Source organism: Mesorhizobium sp. CNPSo 4661 (assembly GCF_057784215.1).
In genome coordinates this window covers 44286-63755 of the sequence record NZ_JBWGIO010000020.1, presented here as the reverse complement: position 1 = coordinate 63755, position 19470 = coordinate 44286, and the positions used below count along the sequence as shown (strand labels likewise).

19 protein-coding genes are annotated in these 19470 nt (G+C 64.5%); 11 read left to right on the top strand and 8 right to left on the bottom strand.

Annotated features, from left to right (window positions below):
* Window positions 1-44 precede the first annotated feature (44 nt).
* The 3 genes from AC0YKC_RS27065 to blaOXA all read left to right on the top strand — a co-directional run bounded on the left by AC0YKC_RS27065 (window position 45) and on the right by blaOXA (window position 1601).
* Window positions 45-203 carry a hypothetical protein gene (locus tag AC0YKC_RS27065; RefSeq protein ID WP_488513309.1) on the top strand — a complete coding sequence of 53 codons (159 nt, stop codon included), beginning with the start codon at window positions 45-47 and terminating at the stop codon, window positions 201-203.
* A gap of 68 nt (window positions 204-271) precedes the next feature.
* A complete protein-coding gene (gene yidD, locus AC0YKC_RS27060; protein ID WP_488513308.1) occupies window positions 272-646 on the top strand; it encodes a membrane protein insertion efficiency factor YidD in 375 nt (124 codons plus the stop codon).
* A 142-nt stretch (window positions 647-788) separates the two neighbouring features.
* Window positions 789-1601 (top strand): class D beta-lactamase, encoded by an 813-nt coding sequence (blaOXA, locus tag AC0YKC_RS27055; protein WP_488513307.1) that lies wholly within the window; start codon window positions 789-791, stop codon window positions 1599-1601.
* A gap of 6 nt (window positions 1602-1607) precedes the next feature.
* Here the strand turns inward: blaOXA and AC0YKC_RS27050 are convergent, their stop codons facing one another.
* Window positions 1608-2639, bottom strand: a complete 1032-nt coding sequence (locus tag AC0YKC_RS27050; RefSeq protein WP_488513306.1) for an SAM-dependent methyltransferase — start codon at window positions 2637-2639, stop codon at window positions 1608-1610.
* Between the two features lie 44 nt (window positions 2640-2683).
* Here AC0YKC_RS27050 and thrS point away from each other — a divergent pair, with 44 nt between their 5' ends.
* Together thrS and AC0YKC_RS27040 are read left to right on the top strand one after the other, a co-directional pair.
* Window positions 2684-4657 (top strand): threonine--tRNA ligase, encoded by a 1974-nt coding sequence (gene thrS, locus AC0YKC_RS27045; protein WP_488513305.1) that lies wholly within the window; start codon window positions 2684-2686, stop codon window positions 4655-4657.
* 82 nt (window positions 4658-4739) lie between these two features.
* Window positions 4740-5681 carry a lysophospholipid acyltransferase family protein gene (locus AC0YKC_RS27040; RefSeq protein WP_488513304.1) on the top strand — a complete coding sequence of 314 codons (942 nt, stop codon included), beginning with the start codon at window positions 4740-4742 and terminating at the stop codon, window positions 5679-5681.
* 213 nt (window positions 5682-5894) lie between these two features.
* On the opposite strand, the gene AC0YKC_RS27035 is transcribed toward AC0YKC_RS27040, so the two are convergent.
* Window positions 5895-6860 (bottom strand): hypothetical protein, encoded by a 966-nt coding sequence (locus AC0YKC_RS27035; RefSeq protein ID WP_434723007.1) that lies wholly within the window; start codon window positions 6858-6860, stop codon window positions 5895-5897.
* A 164-nt stretch (window positions 6861-7024) separates the two neighbouring features.
* Here AC0YKC_RS27035 and AC0YKC_RS27030 point away from each other — a divergent pair, with 164 nt between their 5' ends.
* Window positions 7025-7609 carry a nitroreductase family protein gene (locus AC0YKC_RS27030; RefSeq protein WP_488513303.1) on the top strand — a complete coding sequence of 195 codons (585 nt, stop codon included), beginning with the start codon at window positions 7025-7027 and terminating at the stop codon, window positions 7607-7609.
* A 5-nt stretch (window positions 7610-7614) separates the two neighbouring features.
* Here the strand turns inward: AC0YKC_RS27030 and AC0YKC_RS27025 are convergent, their stop codons facing one another.
* Entirely contained in the window at window positions 7615-8382 is a 768-nt protein-coding gene (locus AC0YKC_RS27025) for a TetR/AcrR family transcriptional regulator (RefSeq protein WP_488513302.1), read from the bottom strand.
* A 142-nt stretch (window positions 8383-8524) separates the two neighbouring features.
* On the opposite strand from AC0YKC_RS27025, the gene AC0YKC_RS27020 reads away from it, so the two are divergent.
* Entirely contained in the window at window positions 8525-9199 is a 675-nt protein-coding gene (locus tag AC0YKC_RS27020) for a methyltransferase family protein (protein ID WP_488513301.1), read from the top strand.
* Between the two features lie 3 nt (window positions 9200-9202).
* On the opposite strand, the gene AC0YKC_RS27015 is transcribed toward AC0YKC_RS27020, so the two are convergent.
* Together AC0YKC_RS27015 and AC0YKC_RS27010 are read right to left on the bottom strand one after the other, a co-directional pair.
* Window positions 9203-10084 (bottom strand): HpcH/HpaI aldolase/citrate lyase family protein, encoded by an 882-nt coding sequence (locus AC0YKC_RS27015; RefSeq protein ID WP_488513300.1) that lies wholly within the window; start codon window positions 10082-10084, stop codon window positions 9203-9205.
* Window positions 10084-10536: a MaoC family dehydratase gene (locus AC0YKC_RS27010; RefSeq protein ID WP_488513299.1), complete on the bottom strand. Its 453-nt coding sequence runs from the start codon at window positions 10534-10536 to the stop codon at window positions 10084-10086. Before AC0YKC_RS27010 ends, AC0YKC_RS27015 begins: the two co-directional genes overlap by 1 nt.
* Window positions 10537-10688: 152 nt before the next feature.
* Here AC0YKC_RS27010 and AC0YKC_RS27005 point away from each other — a divergent pair, with 152 nt between their 5' ends.
* Complete coding sequence (locus AC0YKC_RS27005) at window positions 10689-11810, top strand: DUF2336 domain-containing protein (protein WP_488513298.1); 1122 nt, start codon at window positions 10689-10691, stop codon at window positions 11808-11810.
* A gap of 16 nt (window positions 11811-11826) precedes the next feature.
* Here the strand turns inward: AC0YKC_RS27005 and AC0YKC_RS27000 are convergent, their stop codons facing one another.
* From AC0YKC_RS27000 to parE, 3 genes are all read right to left on the bottom strand, one after another.
* Complete coding sequence (locus AC0YKC_RS27000) at window positions 11827-12264, bottom strand: VOC family protein (protein ID WP_488513297.1); 438 nt, start codon at window positions 12262-12264, stop codon at window positions 11827-11829.
* Between the two features lie 84 nt (window positions 12265-12348).
* Entirely contained in the window at window positions 12349-14445 is a 2097-nt protein-coding gene (locus tag AC0YKC_RS26995) for an FUSC family protein (RefSeq protein ID WP_488513296.1), read from the bottom strand.
* A 42-nt stretch (window positions 14446-14487) separates the two neighbouring features.
* On the bottom strand, window positions 14488-16542 hold the full coding sequence (gene parE, locus AC0YKC_RS26990; protein ID WP_488513295.1) for a DNA topoisomerase IV subunit B: 2055 nt from the start codon (window positions 16540-16542) through the stop codon (window positions 14488-14490).
* A 254-nt stretch (window positions 16543-16796) separates the two neighbouring features.
* On the opposite strand from parE, the gene cpaB reads away from it, so the two are divergent.
* Genes cpaB through AC0YKC_RS26975 form a run of 3 tightly spaced genes read left to right on the top strand, consistent with a single transcriptional unit; the run spans window position 16797 to window position 19466 of the window.
* The gene (gene cpaB, locus AC0YKC_RS26985) at window positions 16797-17717 is read left to right on the top strand and encodes a Flp pilus assembly protein CpaB (RefSeq protein WP_434722999.1); all 921 of its coding nucleotides are present in this window, start codon (window positions 16797-16799) and stop codon (window positions 17715-17717) included.
* 29 nt (window positions 17718-17746) lie between these two features.
* Complete coding sequence (locus AC0YKC_RS26980) at window positions 17747-19186, top strand: type II and III secretion system protein family protein (protein WP_488513294.1); 1440 nt, start codon at window positions 17747-17749, stop codon at window positions 19184-19186.
* A gap of 4 nt (window positions 19187-19190) precedes the next feature.
* Window positions 19191-19466 carry a hypothetical protein gene (locus AC0YKC_RS26975; RefSeq protein ID WP_320295509.1) on the top strand — a complete coding sequence of 92 codons (276 nt, stop codon included), beginning with the start codon at window positions 19191-19193 and terminating at the stop codon, window positions 19464-19466.
* Window positions 19467-19470 lie beyond the last annotated feature (4 nt).

The window sequence follows — 19470 nt, the reverse complement described above, 5'->3', positions numbered from 1 at the left end:
AGGAAGGCCAGCGGCAGTCTAATCCGTTTCGAAGGAGACCTGCCATGAACGAGTTCCTGGCCATTTTCAGCGACGTGATACGGATAGCGACCTTCCAGTGGCACGGCGAAGTCGTGCGCGGCGGCCACCATAACTGTCGCGATCTTGCCTCTCATCATCGCCCATGGACCGGCAGCCATCCCATCCGGCGCTCCAGGCCTTGAGGGTGAAATCCATTGCGTTTCGGCGTCGGAGCCCACATCTATCGCGCAGTGAAACAGGCTGCGGAGCAATGGGCGACCATTCCGGGCATACACATGGCGTCCGGCCGGTGCAGCGCGGGCGCAACTGGCCGGGGCCATGGCGCAAGACGCCCGGGCGCGTACTCGGCACATCGCTCGTGCGCCTCTATCAACTGACGCTCTCAGGCTTCGTCGGCAACAGCTGCCGGCACCTGCCGACCTGCTCCGAATACGCGCATGAGGCGATCGCCCGGCATGGCTTGTGGGCCGGCGGCTGGATGGGGCTGTTCCGGGTCCTGCGCTGCGGGCCGTTCGGAACGCACGGCATCGACCGCGTGCCGGAGATGCTTGCCCAGCGCTATGTCTGGTTCATGCCCTGGCGCTACTGGCGGATCGGTAAGAAACGCGGCGAAGCCGAAGTCTGATAACCGAGCGACCATGATCGTCGAATTTTACGATCTGGTAGGGTTAACGCGAGGCTGCACAAACACTGCGAATTTGAGACAAAATCGAGACAAGTCGCCTCGCTAAGCCGCTGCCGTAATCTCATTCCGGAGTGACTTCGCCATGCGCCAGATGGACCGCTATCCCTTTATTTTTGCCATCGTCCTTTTCCTTCTGGCCTGGATGCTGGGTTTGCCGGTGCGGGCGCAATCGGCGCCGCTCCAGGATATCCACTGCACGCTGATCCAGGACTCACAGAGCGGCGAAACGCTTTACCAGGACGGCGTGTGCGACAAGCGCGTCAGCCCGGCCTCGACGTTCAAGGTGCCGCTCGCGCTGATCGGCTACGATGCCGGCATACTGAGCGACCAGCACACGCCGAGCTGGGACTACAAGCCGGAGTTCAAGGCGGCGAAGCGCGACCAGAAGACCGTCGATCCGACTGTCTGGGAACGCGATTCCATCGTCTGGTACTCGCGCGAGGTCACGCGGCGTCTCGGGGCGGAGAAGTTCGCCTCCTACGTGTCGAAATTCGGCTATGGCAACAAGGACGTTTCGGGCGATGCCGGCAAGGACAACGGGCTGACGCAATCCTGGATCAATTCCTCGCTCGAGATATCGCCGGTCGAACAGACGGCTTTCCTGCGCCAACTGCTCGCCCGCAAGATGCCGGTGTCGGCGAAGGCGCATGAGATGACCAGGGCGATCCTGCCGATCTTCCCGGCAGGGGACTGGACCGTGCAAGGCAAGACCGGCAGCACCAGGCTCGGCCAGGACGGCAAACACTCGCTCGGCTGGTTCGTCGGCTGGGCCGAGAAGAATGGCCGCCGCGTCGTCTTTGCCAGGCTGGTCGTCGACGCCAAGCGTACCGACAAGCCGAAGGGCCTGGCGACGCGGGCGGCGTTCCTGAAGGATCTGCCGCAACTGGTGAAGTAGTTTGTCTCAGGCGCTGCGGCGGGCGCGCAGGATGTGCCCGCCGGAATTGCTTCGGGCGGTAGCGGGAGACCTGGCAAAACGCGCGGCGATCTCGCCGCTCTCGAGATCCTCGATTTCGTCGAAGCCGAGCTCGGTGAGGGACTTCGCCAACTCAACAGGATCGAAGAAACTGATCCAGGGCTCGCCGATAGCCGCGACACGCGCCGCATAAAAGGCACGCGTTGCCCAAGCCGCCTCGTCGCGGTTCTCGGCCGGTTCGCTGTAGTCGAAGACCACTTCGGAGCCAGGGATGCGGGCGATATAGGCAAGCGTGGCAAAAATCGCGTCGCGCGTCAGATAGGGCACGACCCCCAGCCAGATGAAGAATCCCGGTTCGGTCGGCTTCAAACCCGCCGCCGCCAATTCCCCGGGTAGACTCTGGCGTTCGAAATTGACCGGCACGAAGGTTACGCCGGCCGGCTCGGCAAGACCGGCCTCGGCGATACGTTGGCGCTTCCAGGCCTGTGTGGCCGGATGATCAACCTCGAACACCGCGATGTCCGGATACGGATTGCGCAGCGAAAAGGTGTCGAGGCCGGCACCGAGCACCACGACCTGGCGGATGCCGCTCCGCACCGCTGCCGCCAGCCAATCCTCGGCGAGGCGGGCGCGTGACGCCACGAACAGCCGCATGCGACGGTCATGTTCGTCCTCCTCATGCAGCTCCTGCGCGCCGGGCGCGGCATCGCCCAGGATTGCGCTCGCATAAGGATCGCGAAACAGCGCTGCCTGCGGCGAGAACTGATGAAGAGCCCTCAGGCGCGCGACGCGCAGGGCGGTTCGGCTGGGCGATGCGTCTTCCATGCGGCTATACAAGCTGCGTCGCGCTTTGTTCACAAGCCTTCGCGAGCAGCCTGCGGCATCGCTCCCGACATTTCCTGACGGCCGCTCTTTACCTCGCGCGACACTGCCTCTAAAACCGCGCCGCTGGCCATCATCCCCTTGATTGGCGCCTCCGGCTAACCTTCTGCGTGCCGCGTCGCATCCTGCGGCATGCATTTCACCACCCGCGCTCGTTTGCGGGACTGGATAGGAGAACCCTGATGCCGAATTCCGTTTCCCTGACATTTCCCGATGGTTCCGTCCGCGAGTATGACTCAGCGCTGACCGGCGCTGGTCTTGCCGAATCGATCTCCAAGTCGCTGGCCAAGAAGGCTGTCGCCTACAGCCTCGACGGCACCGTTCGCGATCTTTCCGATCCGCTCGGCACGTCCGGCAAGGTCGAGATCATCACCCGCGAGGATCCGCGCGCGCTGGAGCTCATCCGCCACGATACGGCGCATGTGCTGGCAGAGGCCGTGCAGGAGCTGTGGCCGGGAACGCAGGTGACGATCGGGCCGGTGATCGAGAACGGGTTCTATTACGACTTCGCGCGCAACGAGCCGTTCACGCCGGACGATTTCCCGGTGATCGAGAAGAAGATGCGCGAGATCATCGCGCGCAACAAGCCGTTCACCAAGGAAGTCTGGTCGCGAGAGAAGGCGAAGAAGGTCTTTTCCGACAAGGGCGAGCGCTACAAGCTCGAGCTGATCGACGCCATTCCGGAAGACCAGGATCTCAAGATCTACGCGCAGGGCGACTGGTTCGATCTCTGCCGTGGTCCGCATATGGCCTCGACAGGGCAGATCGGCAATGCCTTCAAGCTCATGAAGGTGGCTGGTGCCTATTGGCGCGGCGACTCCAACAATCCGATGCTGACGCGCATCTATGGCACTGCCTTTGCCGACCAGGCGCAGCTCGATGCCTACCAGACGCTGCTGGAAGAGGCCGAGAAGCGCGACCACCGCAAGCTCGGCCGCGAGATGGATCTGTTCCATTTCCAGGAAGAGGGACCCGGCGTCGTCTTCTGGCACGCCAAGGGCTGGAAGATGGTGCAGAACCTGATCAACTACATGCGCCGCCGCCTCGACGAGCACGGCTATCAGGAAGTCAACGCGCCGCAGGTGCTGGACAAGAGCCTGTGGGAGACGTCGGGCCACTGGGGCTGGTATCGCGATGCGATGTTCAAGGTGACGGTTGCCGGCGACGATACCGACGACGACCGCGTCTTCGCGCTGAAGCCGATGAACTGTCCCGGCCATGTGCAGATCTTCAAGCATGGGTTGAAGTCTTACCGCGAACTGCCCGTGAAGCTTGCGGAGTTCGGCAATGTGCATCGCTACGAGCCGTCGGGCGCGCTGCACGGGCTGATGCGCGTGCGCGGCTTCACGCAGGACGACGCGCATATCTTCTGCACCGAGGAGCAGCTCGCGGCCGAATGCCTGCGCATCAACGACCTGATCCTGTCGACCTATGCCGATTTCGGTTTCGACGAGGTCAGCGTGAAGCTGTCGACCCGGCCGGACAAGCGGGTCGGCACCGACGAGGCCTGGGACCATGCCGAAGCGATCATGAGCAACGTGCTGGAGACGATCCGCGCGCGCTCCGGCAACCGCATCAAGACCTCGATCAATCCGGGCGAGGGCGCCTTTTACGGGCCGAAATTCGAATATGTGCTGAAGGACGCCATCGGCCGCGAATGGCAATGCGGCACCACGCAGGTCGACTTCAACCTGCCGGAGCGCTTCGGCGCCTTCTATATCGGCTCGGATTCGGAGAAGAAGCAGCCGGTGATGGTGCATCGCGCGGTGTGCGGCTCGATGGAGCGGTTCCTCGGCATCCTGATCGAGAACTATTCCGGCCATTTCCCGCTGTGGTTCGCGCCGCTGCAGGTGGTGGTGGCGACGATCACCTCGGATGCGGACGAATACGCCATCAAGGTCGTCGAGCGGCTGAAGGCTGCGGGGCTGCTGGCCGAGACCGATCTGCGCAACGAGAAGATCAACTACAAGGTGCGCGAGCATTCCCTGGCCAAGGTGCCGGTCATCCTCGTCTGCGGCAAGCGCGAAGCCGAAGAGGAAACCGTCAATATCCGCCGGCTGGGCTCCCGCGACCAGGAATCGCTGAAGCTCGACGATGCGGTGAAGCAGCTTTCCGATGAAGCGGTTTCGCCCGACCGCAAGCGCCGCGCCGCCTGACATAGCGGCACGTTCTGAATGGCGGTGGCGTGTCCACCGCCATTTTCACACGCCTGTCACGCCTGCCTTGTAACCAGCCGCCATGCTCAAATTGAAACTGCGGGAAAGACGTTTTCCCGAGCTGTCCTACGCCAACCCGCATCAGCCGGTGCTGACGCGCTGGTTCATCCATTCCGTCGAGGGCCTGTCGGGCCGCGACCGCTTCGCCGTGCTTTACGATTTCTGGCGCCGCCACGTGGTGCCGACCGGCGACCGCGTGTTCAGCCGCATGCTGGAATTGATCGACGTCAAGGTCCGCAACGCCGTGCAATGGCCGCCGGCGGAGTTGCCGGACACGCCGCTGGTCATCGTCGCGAACCATCCCTTCGGCATCGGCGACGGCATTGCGGTGCTGTCGCTTGTCGAGCAGCTCGGCCGGCCGTTCCGGGTCATGATCCACAAGGATCTGCTCCGGATCCGCGAGATGGAGCCCTATTCGCTGCCGATCGATTTTTCCGAAACTAAAGAGGCGCTGAAGAACAATATGGCGGTGCGCCATGAAGCGGTGCGGCTGTTGAAGGAAGGCGTCACCATCGTGATCTTCCCGGCTGGCGGTGTCGCCACGGCGCCCAAGGTCTTCGGCCGCGCCATCGACCTGCCATGGAAGATATTTCCAGCCAAGCTGGTTCAGGAGGCCAAGGCCTCTGTCATCCCGATGCACTTTTCCGGCCAGAACGGGCGTCTGTTCCACCTCGTCAGCGGTCCGATGAACATGGCCGAGCGCGACAACCGCGTGGCCAAGTTCATCGGCAAGGCATCGTTGACGCTGCGTCTTTCCCTGCTCATCCGCGAGTTCGCACGCCTGTCAGGCAGGACAATCGAGGTGCGGATAGGCGACGTGCTGAGATGGAGCGAGCTCGAACCGCTGCGCGAGCGCAAGGCGCTGCTCGACCGACTCTACCGCGCGGTCTTCGACCTGGCGATCCCGGCCGCACCGCGTGGCCGCGTGCCGTTCCTGCCCAAGCGGATGCGCAAGGCGGCCTGACTAACGGGATTAATGCATGTCGCGCAAAAGTGACCTCGGTTTTGCGGCAACGACATGCATCAAACAAAGGACCTAAAGCGCGTCGCCTGAATCCGTTTCTGCGCGACGCGTTTTAGAGCAATTCCAGGAAAAGTGTGGGCGGTTTTCCGTCTGGAATTGCATAAAAACAAAGAGATAGAGCGGTTCGCCGTTTCCGTGAAACGGTGAAACGCTCTAATCGGCGCCTTCGTTGGGATCGATGGCGGCCGATTCGTTGGCCACGACCTCGATTTCCTGGTTCTGGCCGGCGACGACCGTGAAGTCCTTCTGGTAGATGCGGTCGCGGTTCTTGGCGATGATGGTGTACTGGCCCTCGGCCAGCACCATCGAGGCGAAGGCGCCGACCGCTTCCTTGATCGGATCGCCGCTTTCGTTGAGCAGCGACCAGGACGTGTCGGCGATGGCTTCGCCGCCGGGCTCGCGCACCAGCTTCATCGTCAGCTCGGCGGCACGGTGCTCGACGGTCGCCTCGGTCAGCTTGCCGGCCTCGACACGGATGTCCGAGCGGATGACGGCGTTGACCGCGCCGTAGGTGGACACGACATGGTAGGTGCCGGCATTCAGCCGCACCACGGTGTTCGGCGCGACGTCAGGGGCGATCAGCGCGCGGTCGCCATTGGCCGCGGCCTCGCCTTCATAGATCGAGAAGCGCAATTTCTTCGACTGGATCGGGGCGCCGCCGGACGTCACCGCGTCGAGCTTCAGGCCGCCGGCATCGAGCACAAGGCTTTCGCGCTTGGCTTCCTTGCCGACGGTGATGCGCTTGGTGGCGCCGGCGCGCCCATAGGAGGCATGGACGAGATAGCTGCCGGGGGCGAGCTGGAAAACAGCCGTGCCGCCATGGGCGGACGCCACCATCGGCAGTTTGCCGTCGCCGGTCGGTTCCGGCTTGAAGACGCGCCAGACGATGCCGCGGGAGATGTCCGCGCCCTTGTCGGTCAGCTGGGCCGACAGGGTGACGGCGCCGCCACTGCCAAGCGACAGCGGTCCTTCCGCCTTCGGCGTCGCGTAGCTCGAAATGCCTGGAAGCTTGAGGTCGCCGACATCGTTGGCGTTCTGGGCCAACGCAAAGGAAACTGGCACCGCGAACAACGCAGCGACGAGTGCGATCACGAAAAGGCGCAGTGTCCCCTCAAACATGCCTTGCGTTGAAGCCCAAGGCGGTGGCAATTTCAAGGCCTAGGAGCGCGCTGCTTTCCTTCGGCTGCTTCTTATCCGGCGCAAAACGCCACCGCCCGAGCCGCCCGACCTCCCGATGGCGTGCTTCAGCTCAAAATCGAATGCCTTCCAGGAGACTTGCGCCCATGGCGTCGCCGATCATCGATTTCCTGCTCACCCGCAATTCCGCGCCGATCCCCGACCTCAAGGTACCGGCGCCGAGCGACGCCGAGATCGCGACGATGATCGCGGCCGCCTCGCGCGTTCCCGACCACGGCAGGCTGGAGCCCTGGCGCTTCATCCTCTATCGCGGCGAGGCGCGCATCGAGATCGGCAGGAAGCTGGCGGCGCTTGCCGAGCAGCGCGAGGGGCCGTTGCCGGAGGGCCGGCGCAACCAGGAGCTGGCGCGCTTCTCGCGCGCGCCGCTGGTAATCGGCGTCGTGTCGGTGCCGAAGGAAAACCCGAAGATCCCGCAATGGGAGATGTTCCTGTCGGGCGGCATGGCGGCGTTGAACCTGATGATCGCGGCCAACGCGCTGGGCTATGGCACCAACATGATCAGCAACTGGTACTCCGACGTCGCCGAGGGCAGGGCGATCCTCGGGCTGTCGCCGCAGGAGCGCGTCGTCGGCTTCGTCCATATCGGCTCATACCAGGGGCCGGCGCCGGAGCGGCCGCGGCCCGATCCGGCAAAGCTCTATGCCGACTATGCCGGCCCCTGGGCCGGGTAGGCGATCTACGGACGCCGCAAAGAGGCGCGGCCTGGCTCACTATTCTTCGAAGACCGTGCGTCGGCGCCGACGGCAGGATTAGCACGACGCGCTGTCATGACGGTGCGCACATAGCCGGGCTCGCCGATCCGGATGCTGCCGTCGGGAAGCCCCAGGATGCGGTCGAGCGCGATCTCGTAGAGCCTGACGCGCCTTTCCAGGGTTTCGATCGCAATGTCCATATCGGCATCGCTGCCGCCGGCGAATGCCTTGGCGATCACGTCGTGCGTGGCCATGCCGAATTGCATCACGATGTCGGCGACGCCTTCCGGATCGAAGGTGCGGAACGTCCCGTCCTCGACACCCTGCCTGATGATTTCGACCAGCAAGGGCGAAAAGGCCGCGCTGGCCGCCAGGTTGATGCGGTGAAACAGCACCAGGTTTTCGGGCCGGAACATTGTCTCGAACAGCGCCCAGGCTTCCGCCGCGGTCTCGACCTTGGCCTGCCGTGACTTCGCGAGCAAGGCATTGAGGCGTCCAAGCGGATCGAGCGCCGGATCGCGGATTACATCCTGAACGCCGGCGAGCGCTTGCCTTGCGAAACGCTCGGCGAGCGCCTCCAGCAGGGCCTCCTTGGAGGCGAAGTAGTGATAGAAGGCGCCCTTCGAGATGCCGGCGGCGGCGATGACGTCGTTGAGGCTCGCTCTGTCGTAGCCATGTGTCAGGAACAGTGCCTGGGCATGGTCCAGCAGCTCTTCTCGCCTGAGCTCCGGGTGCTTGATGATACGTGGCATGACGAAACCTTGTGCACGCGGCGGCCGTTTTCGTCCAGATGCCCGGCGCCGATTGCACTTGAGAGTAGACCGTCGGTCGGTATAATAGACCACTGGTCGGATTCGACCAATAGCGGCGGGGGCACGTCACGGAAGGTTGGTCATGATCTCGAGGTTGGTTTTCCAGACATTCATATGGTTCGGCGTCATGGGCGTGCTGCTGTTCCTGTCGGCCGGCACCCTGCACTGGATCGGCGCCTGGGTGTACATGGTCGTGATGGTCGGGCTGAGTCTTACCATGGGGGTGGCACTGGCCCGGCGCGATCCAGGCCTGATGAATGAACGCCTCCGTCCCCCGATCCAGAAGACCCAGACTGCGGCCGACAAGATCCTGCTGAGCATATTGCTGCTCGGCATCTTCGCCTGGCTGGCGCTGATGGGGCTCGACATCCGTTTCGGCTGGTCGCCAGTACCAGTCTGGGCGCAGGCGATCGGCATGCTGATCCTGCTCGTCGGCATCTTGATCTGCTATCTCACAATGCTGGAAAACAGCTTCGCCGCACCTGTCGTGAAGATCCAGGACGAGCGCGGGCAGAAGGTGATCACCACCGGGCCGTACGCCTATGTCCGCCACCCTATGTATGCGGGCGCCATACTCTATTTCGCCGGCACGGCGCTGCTTCTCGGCTCCTGGTGGGGGCTGGCATCGGTGCTCGTCTTCATCGTCCTGCTCGCCATCCGCACCTTCATCGAGGAAAAGACCTTGCGGACTGGCCTGCGGGGCTATGACGATTACGCCGCGCGCGTTCGCTACAAACTGATCCCGATGGTCTGGTAGCGGTCAGGCGGATACGCCTGCGGCCCTGGCGCGCGCGAGCAGCCGTTCGGCCAGCCGCAGATGCGGCCGGTCGTACATCTTGCCGCCGATGCCGACGACGCCCGGGTTTCCCGCCGCCGCGAAGGCGTCGACGATCGCCTGCGATAGCCCGACCGCTTCAGCGGACGGCGTGAAGGCGGCGTTGATGACCGGCACCTGCGCCGGATGGATCGCCATCTTGCCGGTGAAGCCGTCGCGCTCGGCCTCACGGCATTCCTTCTCGAAGGCGGCCATGTCGCGGAAATCGGGAAAGACGGTGTCGACGGCAGCGACTTCCGCAGCGCCGGCCGCCAGAACGGTCATGGCGCGCGCCAGGCGAAACACGTCGGTGTAGCGGCCGTTCTCGTCGCGGGTCGAGCGCGCGCCGATCGCGGCCGACAAGTCCTCGGCGCCCCAGGTCACGCCGGCGAGCCGCGCGCTCGCGCCGGCATAGCTGGCCGCTGCCAGCACGCCCGTCGCGGTTTCGGTGATGATCGGCAGGATTTTGATGCCGCCGTCCGGCAGCCCGCTTTCGGCTTCATGCACCCGAAGCTTCACCGCCAGTTGCTGGACGTCCTGCCCGGTGTTCGACTTCGGCAGCATGATGCCGTCGGGCTTCGCAGGGACGAGCGCCGCGAGGTCGGCGTCGGTAAAGCCGGTGGACAGGTCGTTGACCCGGACGTAGATGGCGGAGCGCGTCTGCTGCTTTTGGCTGGAGATGAAGCGCGCCGCAACGTCGCGCGCCGCGACCTTGTTGGCGGCGGCGACGGAATCCTCGAGATCGACGATGACCACGTCGGCGCCTGCGCCAAACCCTTTTTCCAGCTTCCGCTCGGAATCGCCGGGCACGAACAGCAGCGAGCGCATCAGGCAGCCTTTTTCAGCATCATCGCTTGCCTTGTGCATCTGGCGACGAGAACATCATTCTGATTGTAGGCGCGGTGCTCGAACTCGACGATGCCGCGATCAGGCTTCGACTTGGATTCGCGCAACGAGACGACCGTGGTCTCCACCCGGATGGTGTCGCCGTGGAAGACGGGGTGTGGGAACACCGTTTCCTTCATGCCGAGATTGGCGACAGTGGTGCCGACGGTGATGTCGTTCACCGAAATGCCGATCATCAGGCCGAGCGTGAATAGCGAATTCACCAGCGGCTTGCCCCATTCGGTTTTCGCGGCGAAGTCGAAATCGATGTGCAGAGGTTGCGGATTCAGCGTCATCACCGAAAACAGCATGTTGTCGCTCTCGGTCACCGTCTTGCGCAGCGTGTGGTGAAAGACATGGCCGACGACAAACTCTTCCAGATAAAGCCCGGCCATGGTTCGATCTCCTCCAATGCCCGTGCTTGATAGGCGTTGGCCGCGCTGCCATCAAGCCGGTTAAGAAACATGGTGAACCGTTCGTAAACCATTTCCGGCCTACCGTTCACAACGGGGCCGGAATAATTCCGGCGAGGGCGTAGCTGGTCGGTATGGTTGTTTCGCACTTTCTAAAGTGGATTGATACGGCAAGGGTTTCCGAGCGGGCCGCCGCCGCGAGCGCGCTGGCGCGCGCCTATGTCAATTCCGATCTGCCGTTCGAGGACCGCTGCGCCGCCGAGGCGGCCCTCACGCTGCTTCTGGACGACGCTTCCTCCAAGGTTCGCCAGGCGCTTGCCGAGGCGCTGTCGATGAGCCATCACGCGCCGCCGCAGGTGATCAGCGCCCTGGCTGCCGACCAGCCGGAAGTGGCGGCGCTGGTGCTGGCGCGTTCGCCGCTGCTTACCGATGCCGATCTGGTCGAACGCGTCGCCTGTGGCCAGAAGGCGACGCAAAAGCTGATCGCCAACCGCCCGGTCGTGTCGATGTCGCTGGCGGCGGCGATCGCCGAGATCGGCGAGCCGGAAGCCTGCGCCGCGCTGGTCGGCAACAGCGGCGCCGAGATTGCTTCGCTGAGTTTCCGCCGCATGGCCGAGCGCCACGGCCACCTGCCGCTGGTGCGCGAGGCGCTGATTGCCGATCAGCGCCTGCCCGCCGATTGCCGGCACATGCTTTTGGTCAAGCTCGGCGAGACCCTGAAAGGTTCGCCGCTGGTGCTGGCGATGATGGGGGCGGCGCGCGCCGATCGCGTGATGCGCGACGCCTGCGTGAAAGCCTCGGTCACGCTGATCGAGGGGACGCGCATGGAAGAGCATGCCGCGCTGATCGAGCATCTGAGACTGCGCGGCGACCTCACGGCAAGTTTCATCATCCGCACCATCGCGCATGGCAAGGTGGACTTCTTCGGCTCGACGCTGGTGGCTTTGGCCCAGCAGTCCGAGCAGCGGGTGACGGCGCTTCTCGCCGGCGGGCATGACGTTGCGCTGCAGGCGCTGTTCCGCAGCGCCGGACTTGCGCCGGCGACGCATGGCATAATCCTGCGCGCGCTGAAAGTATGGCGCGAGGTCGCCAACGGCCGGCGTGTCGCCGGCGTGCAGGAAGTGAGCTGGCTGATGCTGAAGGAACTCGGAGGCCAATCGGCAGAGGGCGATCTTGCCGGGCTGGTGAAATCGATCCATCTCGACGCCCTGCGGGAAAATGCGCGCGGGCACGCGCTGGCGATCGCAGCGGCCTAAAGCGCATGTTCAAGGCTCATCCGAGCTCCTGGGCGAGGCCGATGAGAAGCCCTTCAGGCCCGCGGATGTAGCAGAGCCGATAGACGTCCTGATACCGGACCACTTCGCCGACGAGCTCGGCGCCGCGCTTGCGAAGCCTCGCAAGCGTGTCGTCGATATCGTCCACGGCGAACATGACGCGGAGATAGCCCAGGGCGTTCACCGGGGCGTTGCGGTGATCGGCGACGACAGGCGGCCTGATGAAGCGGGACAGCTCGAGCCGGCTGTGGCCGTCCGGCGTGCGCATCATCGCAATCTCGACGTTCTGATCGCCGAGCCCGGTGACACGTCCGGCCCATTCTCCCTGGATTATGGCGCGCCCCTCGAACTCGAGGCCGAGCTCGCGAAAGAAATCAATCGTCGCGTCGAGGTCCTCGACGACGATTCCTATGTTGTCCATCCGTTTGAGCGCCATGTGTCCACCCTATAAAGTGTCGACCAGTTATCAAGGAACCATTCCCGAAACGATCCGACCTGAAACGCGACACGCCCGAATTGTTCAAGCGCGACCCTTCGCAAAGAAATCCGGGTAATCCTCCATCGCCGCGGCGATGATGCGCAGCGAGGCGGCGATCTGCAGCATGTCGAGCCGGTCGCTGCGCTGGGCGATGCTGGCCGCATATTGCCTCGCCACCGCGACGGTCGCGGTCTGTGGCTCACCCGGCCGCCTGAACAGCAATTCGCGCGCCAGGCCGCGCAGGAAGTTGCCGATGGACTCGACTGTTTCGTGCGGGACGGTGGAGTTCAGTTGCGCGTGGCGCAGCCGCAGCACCTCCAGCCCGACGGTGACGGCGGCGATGCTTCCGCCAAGAATGGGATCGCCCTTGCGGCCGGTCTGCTGCACCTGCGGCATCAACTGGTTGATCCGGTCATAGGCGAGGCTTTCGAAGGCCGAGCGCCGGGGAATACGCTCATGCAGGCAAAGCCGCGCCAGATCCTCGCGCATCGCCTGCGAGATGCGCTCCACGGTGCCCCAGGGATCGGCGGGCAGCACGACGATGAAGACGCCGATGGCAATCAGGATGCCGACCAGGATCGAGGCCGAGCCGGCGAAGAACGGCCCGGGATCGTAGATCATCTGCTGATGCGGGCTGAGGAAGGCGAGGAAGTTGATGGCGAAAGCGGTGGCGACGCCGACATGGCGGGGATTGGCCATGCCGAGCGCCGCGGGCACCATGATCGGCACGACGAAGAGCGTGAACCAGCCGAAGCCGGGCAGCGCCGGCAGCGCGACCTGGCCGACCAGGAAGGCAAAAGGCAGCGCGATCAGCGTTCCGGTGAAGAAGCCCAAGGCGGATTGCACGGGATCAGGGCGCGCCGCGAACAGGCTGGAGACGACGGCGACGAGAATGACGGTGCCGGCCGCTTCCGACCATTTGGTCGTCAGCCAGAAGATCGCCACGAGCAAGGTCGCGAGCGCCGCGCGCACGGCGTTGCGCCATGCGGCCTGATAGTCGCGGTGGACGACCAGCGCCGGCTGGGCTCGCTCGCTCGACTTCCGCGAGACAGGCGAGCGAAGCGCGTCAAGGCCGCGCATCACCTGCTTCAGCGCCTCGGCGAAATCGCCGGCAATGGTCAGGCGGGTGATGGTGCCGACCTTGTCTTCGCCACTATCGTCGGGGCCGCTATCGTTCGGGCCGGTATCCTTGGGCAGGTCGGGCATCTCCCTGGCCTTGCCCGCGATCGCGTCAAGCCGGGCCACCCAGGGGGCCGTGTCGTCGAGCGCGCCGGGCGTCGCCGCCAGCTCGCCGACGAAGGCTTTCAATTCGCTGCGCATGGGAATGAGCGCCGCGTTCTTCGGCCTGCGGTGGCTGTGCAGCGCGCGCGCCGCCGAAAGCGCCCATAGAAGCTGACCGATCGTGCGCCGCACCGGGTGTGCGCGCGTGGCGAAGCTCGGCGCCTCCAGGCGCGCGTAGGTGCGCATTTCGGCGAGCGTCTGAGCATCGGTGATCAGCTTGCGCTGAAGCGCGGCGAGGCTTGCCGGATCGCCGCCGGAAAAGGCGCCGCCGGCATATTCGGCGAGATCGAGGATGCTGCGCTTCAACCTGGAAATGATGGCGTCGGCCGCGAGCTTCGGCAGGATCAGCCGGCTGGTGACGCCGGCGCAGACGATGCCGAGCACGATTTCCGCGCAGCGCGCGATCGCCAGGTCGACGACGATATGCGGCTGTCCGAGCGCCGGCAGGCTGATGATCATCGCCGTGTAGCCGGCAAGCGCCGCGCCATAGGCCTCCGGGTTGCGCAGCAGCGAGGATACAAGCGTGCAGATGCCGATCCAGAGCGCCAGGATAGTGACCAGCACCCAGGGATTGGCGCCGGACAGGAATGTGATGCCGACCGCGGCCAAGCCGCCGGCCAGAGTGCCGAGCAGCCGGTAGAAGCCCTTTGCCAGCACCATGCCGGCGACTGGTTGCGCGACGATGAACACCGTCATCATCGCCCATTGCGGATGGTCGAGCTTCAGCGCGTAGGCGACAAGCAGCGCGATCAGTCCGGCCGAAACCGTGCGCAGGGCAAAAATCCAGCCCGAACGGGTCGGCTGCGTCAGGCCGCTCAGCGGCGTCTCGACAAGCTCTTTCAACCGCGTCCAGGTCACATCGGTTCTCCGTGCCGGAGACTGTTATGGACCAGCAGGCGATCAGATATCCAGCACGTCCGCCTCGGCGAATTCGGCACGTTCCTGGATGAAGCGGAAGCGCGCCTCGGGCTTGGTGCCCATCAGCGCGTCGACGGCATCCTTGGTGGCCTGCTCGGCGTCGATCACATCGACCCTCAGAAGCGTGCGCTTCCTCGGATCCATCGTGGTCTCCTTGAGCTGCGAGGCCATCATCTCGCCCAGGCCCTTGAAACGGCCGATCTCGACCTTGCCGCGCCCGGTGAACTCGGTGCGCAGCAATTCGTCCTTGTGCGCGTCGTCGCGGGCGTAGCCGACCTTGCCGCCCTGCCTGATCGAATAGAGCGGCGGCACGGCCATGTAGAGATGGCCGCCGCGGATCAGGTTCGGCATCTCCTGATAGAAGAAGGTGATCAACAGCGAAGCGATGTGCGCGCCGTCGACGTCGGCGTCGGTCATGATGATCACGCGGTCGTAGCGCAGGTCCTCGTCGCGGTATTTCGAGCGCGTGCCGCAACCGAGCGCCTGGATCAGGTCGGAAATCTGCTGGTTGGCGGCGAGCTTGTCGTTGCCGGCGCTGGCGACGTTGAGGATCTTGCCGCGCAGCGGCAGCACCGCCTGGCTGGCGCGGTCGCGCGCCTGCTTGGCCGAGCCGCCGGCCGAGTCACCCTCGACGATGAAGATCTCGGCGCCGGCGGCGGCGTTCTGCGTGCAGTCGGCGAGCTTGCCCGGAAGGCGCAGCTTGCGCACCGCGCTCTTGCGCGAGACTTCCTTTTCCTGGCGGCGGCGCACGCGCTCATCGGCGCGCGCGATGACCCACTCCAGAAGCTTCGAGGCTTCCTGCGGATTGTCGGCCAGCCAGTGGTCGAACGGGTCGCGAAGGGCGTTTTCGACGATGCGCATCGCCTCGATCGTCGCCAGCCTGTCCTTGGTCTGGCCGACGAATTCCGGCTCGCGGATGAACACCGACAGCATGCCGGCGGCCGAGATCATCACGTCGTCGGTGGTGATGATCGAGGCGCGCTTGTTGCCGATCAGATCGGCATAAGCGCGCAGCCCGCGCGTCAGCACATTGCGGAAGCCGGCCTCATGCGTGCCGCCTTCGGGGGTCGGAATGGTGTTGCAATAGGAGTTGAGGAAACCGTCGCCGCCGAACCAGGTCACCGCCCATTCGAGCGAACCGTGGCCGCCCTGCTTGTCGCCTTTGCCGGCGAAGACCTCGCGCGTGACCTGGAATTCGTCGCCGAGCGTCGCCTTGAGATAGTCCTTCAGGCCGCCTGGGAAATGGAACTCGGCCTTGGCCGGCGTCTGGTCCTTGTCCTTGATCAGCGACGGATCGCAGGTCCAGCGGATCTCGACGCCGCCGAACAGATAGGCCTTCGAGCGCGTCATGCGGTAAAGCCGCGCCGGTTCGAAGGCGGCGCCCTTGCCGAAAATCTGCTCGTCGGGATGGAAGCGGGTCCTGGTGCCGCGGCGATTGTGGACCTCGCCGAGATGCTCAAGACCGCTGACCGGGACGCCGCGGGAAAAACGCTGGCGGTAGAGCTGACGACCCCGCGCGACCTCGACCTCGAGATGGTCGGACAGCGCGTTGACGACCGAAACGCCGACGCCGTGCAAGCCGCCGGAGGTCTCGTAGACCTTGGAGTCGAACTTGCCGCCCGAATGCAGAGTCGTCATGATGACTTCGAGCGCCGGCTTCTTGAATTTCGGATGCGGATCGACCGGGATGCCGCGGCCGTTGTCGGTGACGGTCAGGAAGCCGTCGGCGGAAAGCTCGACGTCGATGAAAGTGGCGTGACCGGCCACCGCCTCGTCCATCGAATTGTCGATGACCTCGGCGAACAGGTGATGCATCGCCTTGTCGTCGGTGCCGCCGATATACATGCCCGGACGGCGGCGTACCGGCTCCAGCCCTTCCAGAACCTCGATGTCGGCGGCGCTGTAGCCCTCGCTGCCATCACGGGCGGGGGTCGAGCGCTTCGCGGCCTGAATCAGCGGATCGGCCGGACGCGAGGGCGCGCGCACCGGCTGTGCCGGCTTTTCCATCTTGCCGAAGAGGTCGTTGCTGTCGTCCATGCTGGGCCTAGCGTCCGGTAATGCGAATCACGTCTCGATACTGCCACGCTTTTGACGGGCGAACGAGTTCCTGTTCCGTTCAGGGATCAAACTGTCTCTTATTCCAAAACCATTCGATAACCAAGCCGGCCGAAATAGGGCGGTCCGTGAGACCCGGTGTTCCTTATTCTTTAACATTAATGCCTAGCGTGAGGCCCAACCAACAAAAGACCACGGGCGTCAGGGGTTTCGTTGTGAGGGGCAGGGCCATACCCATGATCGGCATCGCCGCCGTTTTCGGCGCGATCTCGATCTTTGCGGCGGATTTCTGGGTCAAGAGCCAGGCGAAGGCTCAGCCCGAGGTCAAGGTCGTCACGGTCGAAGCCCCGCAGCAACCCAAGGTCGAGTTCAAGACCATCGTGGTGGCTCAAGCGCCGCTGCGCTACGGCATGGAGCTCGGACGGCCGCAGCTCGCCGAGATTCCGTGGCCGCAGGATTCCCTGCCGCAGGGCGCTTTCCCGACCATCGATAAGCTGCTTGCGGACGGCAGCCGGGTGGTGCTGTCGCCGATCGAGGTCAATGAACCGGTGCTGCTCGCCAAGCTGTCGGGGCCAAACGGCCGCGCCACCCTTTCCAACATGCTGTCGCCGGGAATGCGGGCCGTCACCATCCGTACCGATGAGATCGCCGGCGTCGGCGGCTTCATCACGCCGGGAGACCGCGTCGACGTCGTGCTGACGCGCGACGCAGGGGATATCCAGGAAGTGTCCAAGAATGCGCAGGGCGCCGCCGGCTCGACCGTCACGTCCGAGATCGTCGTGTCCGACGCCAAGGTGCTTTCGGTCGGACAGGGCGCCGACGAACGCAAGACCGAGCCGCAGGTCGCCAATTCGGTGACCCTCGAGGTGACCAATGAAGGGGCGCAGAAAGTGGCGCTCGCTCGCACCGTCGGCTCCTTGTCGCTGTCCTTGCGTTCCGCGGCCGACGCCAGCGCCAGCAAAGGCGGGCTTACGACCATCTCCTCCTTCGGCGGGTCGGTTGCCGCAAACGCGCAGGCGAGCGCCGCCTCGCTCGTCAACGCGATGACGAAGGATGAGGACAAGCCGAAATTCAAGACGGTGATCGTGACGCGCGGCGACAAGGTCGAGGAATACAAGGTTCCTTCACGGGAACCGCCGCAGGAACTGCAGCAATAGCCGGTGGGGACCGGCGGGGACGGGGCAAGATGTTCGGGTTTGATGCATTTCGGACGGCCGGGGGATGGCGTCTTCTCGGCGCGATAGCGCTGGCGGCGGCAATGCTTGGCGTCACCGCGCCGGCAAGGGCGGACAATGAAATCGTCTATGTCTCGGCGAACAAGAACGCCTCGATCAAGGTTGCCAAGGGCAAGCCCAAGACGATCATGACGAGCGCCGCCTTCTACCAGATCGTCATCGGCGATCCTGAGATCGCCAACGTCAATCCGCTGACCGACAAGTCCTTCTACGTGCTCGGCAACAATCTGGGCACCACCGGCATTGCGCTCTTCGACCAGAACAAACAGCTTGTCGGCACCATCGACATCGAGGTGACGCTGGATACCGACCAGCTGGCCAGCACCATCCGCGCCAGCGTGCCCGACGCCAAGATCAAGGTCGGTTCGGCGAACGGCCGCGTCGTGCTGTCGGGCGAGGCCGACGATGCGGTCGCCGCCGACAAGGCCAGCAAGATCGCGTCGCGCTTTTCCGGCAATGAGGAAGTCATCAACTCGGTCAACATCTCGTCCTCGCAGCAGGTGCAGCTCAACGTCCGCTTCGTCGAGATCAACCGTCAGGCCGGCCAGGACCTCGGCGCCAAATACTCCGCCAATTTCGCCTATGGCATCGGCAACCGCAAAGTCGTGCTGAATCCGGACGGGGGGAGCGTAACGGGGGCCGGAACCGGTGAGATCATCGGCAGCCTTTTGTCGAACGGCGTTTCGATCGACATCGCCATCAAGGCGCTGGAGGAGCGCGGCCTGGCGCGGCGGCTTGCGGAACCGAACCTGATTGCGCGTTCGGGCCAGACGGCGAGCTTCCTTGCCGGCGGCGAGTTCCCGATCCCGGTCTCCGAGGACAATGGCAAGATCAGCGTCACCTACAAGAAGTACGGCGTCGGCCTGGACTTCACGCCGACGGTGCTGAAGGACGGGCTGGTGAGCCTCGACATCGCGCCGGAAGTGTCCTCGATCGACCCGTCCGCTTCCATCCAGGTCAGCAGCGGCATTTCCATTCCGGCCTTCATCGTGCGCCGCGCCAGGACATCGATCGACCTCAAGAACGGCCAGAGCTTCATGATCGCCGGCCTCCTGCAGTCGCAGAACGACATCACGACATCGCGGGTGCCGGGGATCGGCAAGCTGCCGGTGCTCGGTCCGCTGTTTTCCTCGAAATCCTATCAGCGGCGCGAGACCGACCTGGTCATCATCGTCACGCCTTACCTGGTCAAGCCGGTCGATCCCTCGAAGAAGATGGTCGAGCCGACCGACGGCACCCAGCCGGCAAGTCCGGCCGACTATTTCCTGAACAACACCGAGGAAGTGGACGCCTCGGCGTCGAAGCGTCCGTTGGCTCTGGCGGACGGCAGCGCCGCCCGGCCGGTGGCCGCCACCACGTCCGGCCACTTCCTCGACCTGCCAAAGGACTAAGGCCATGCGCATCCCCGTTTGCATCGCTCTGCTGCTGGCCGGCTTCGCCGGCGGTTGCACCAGCGACGACTACATTCGCGCCGAAGGGGTGACACTGGCGGCCGGCAACGCGCAGGCGTCCAACACCGCCATGCAGATGGTCGATCCCTGGAAATACGGCGTGCAGAACACAAAACTCCTGGTGCCGGCCCAGCGCCCGGGTTCCGAAAGCGCTGCCGTCGGTGCGAAAGCCGGCTCCGGGCCGGCGCCGGTGACATCATCATCAACGACATCGAACTGATGGG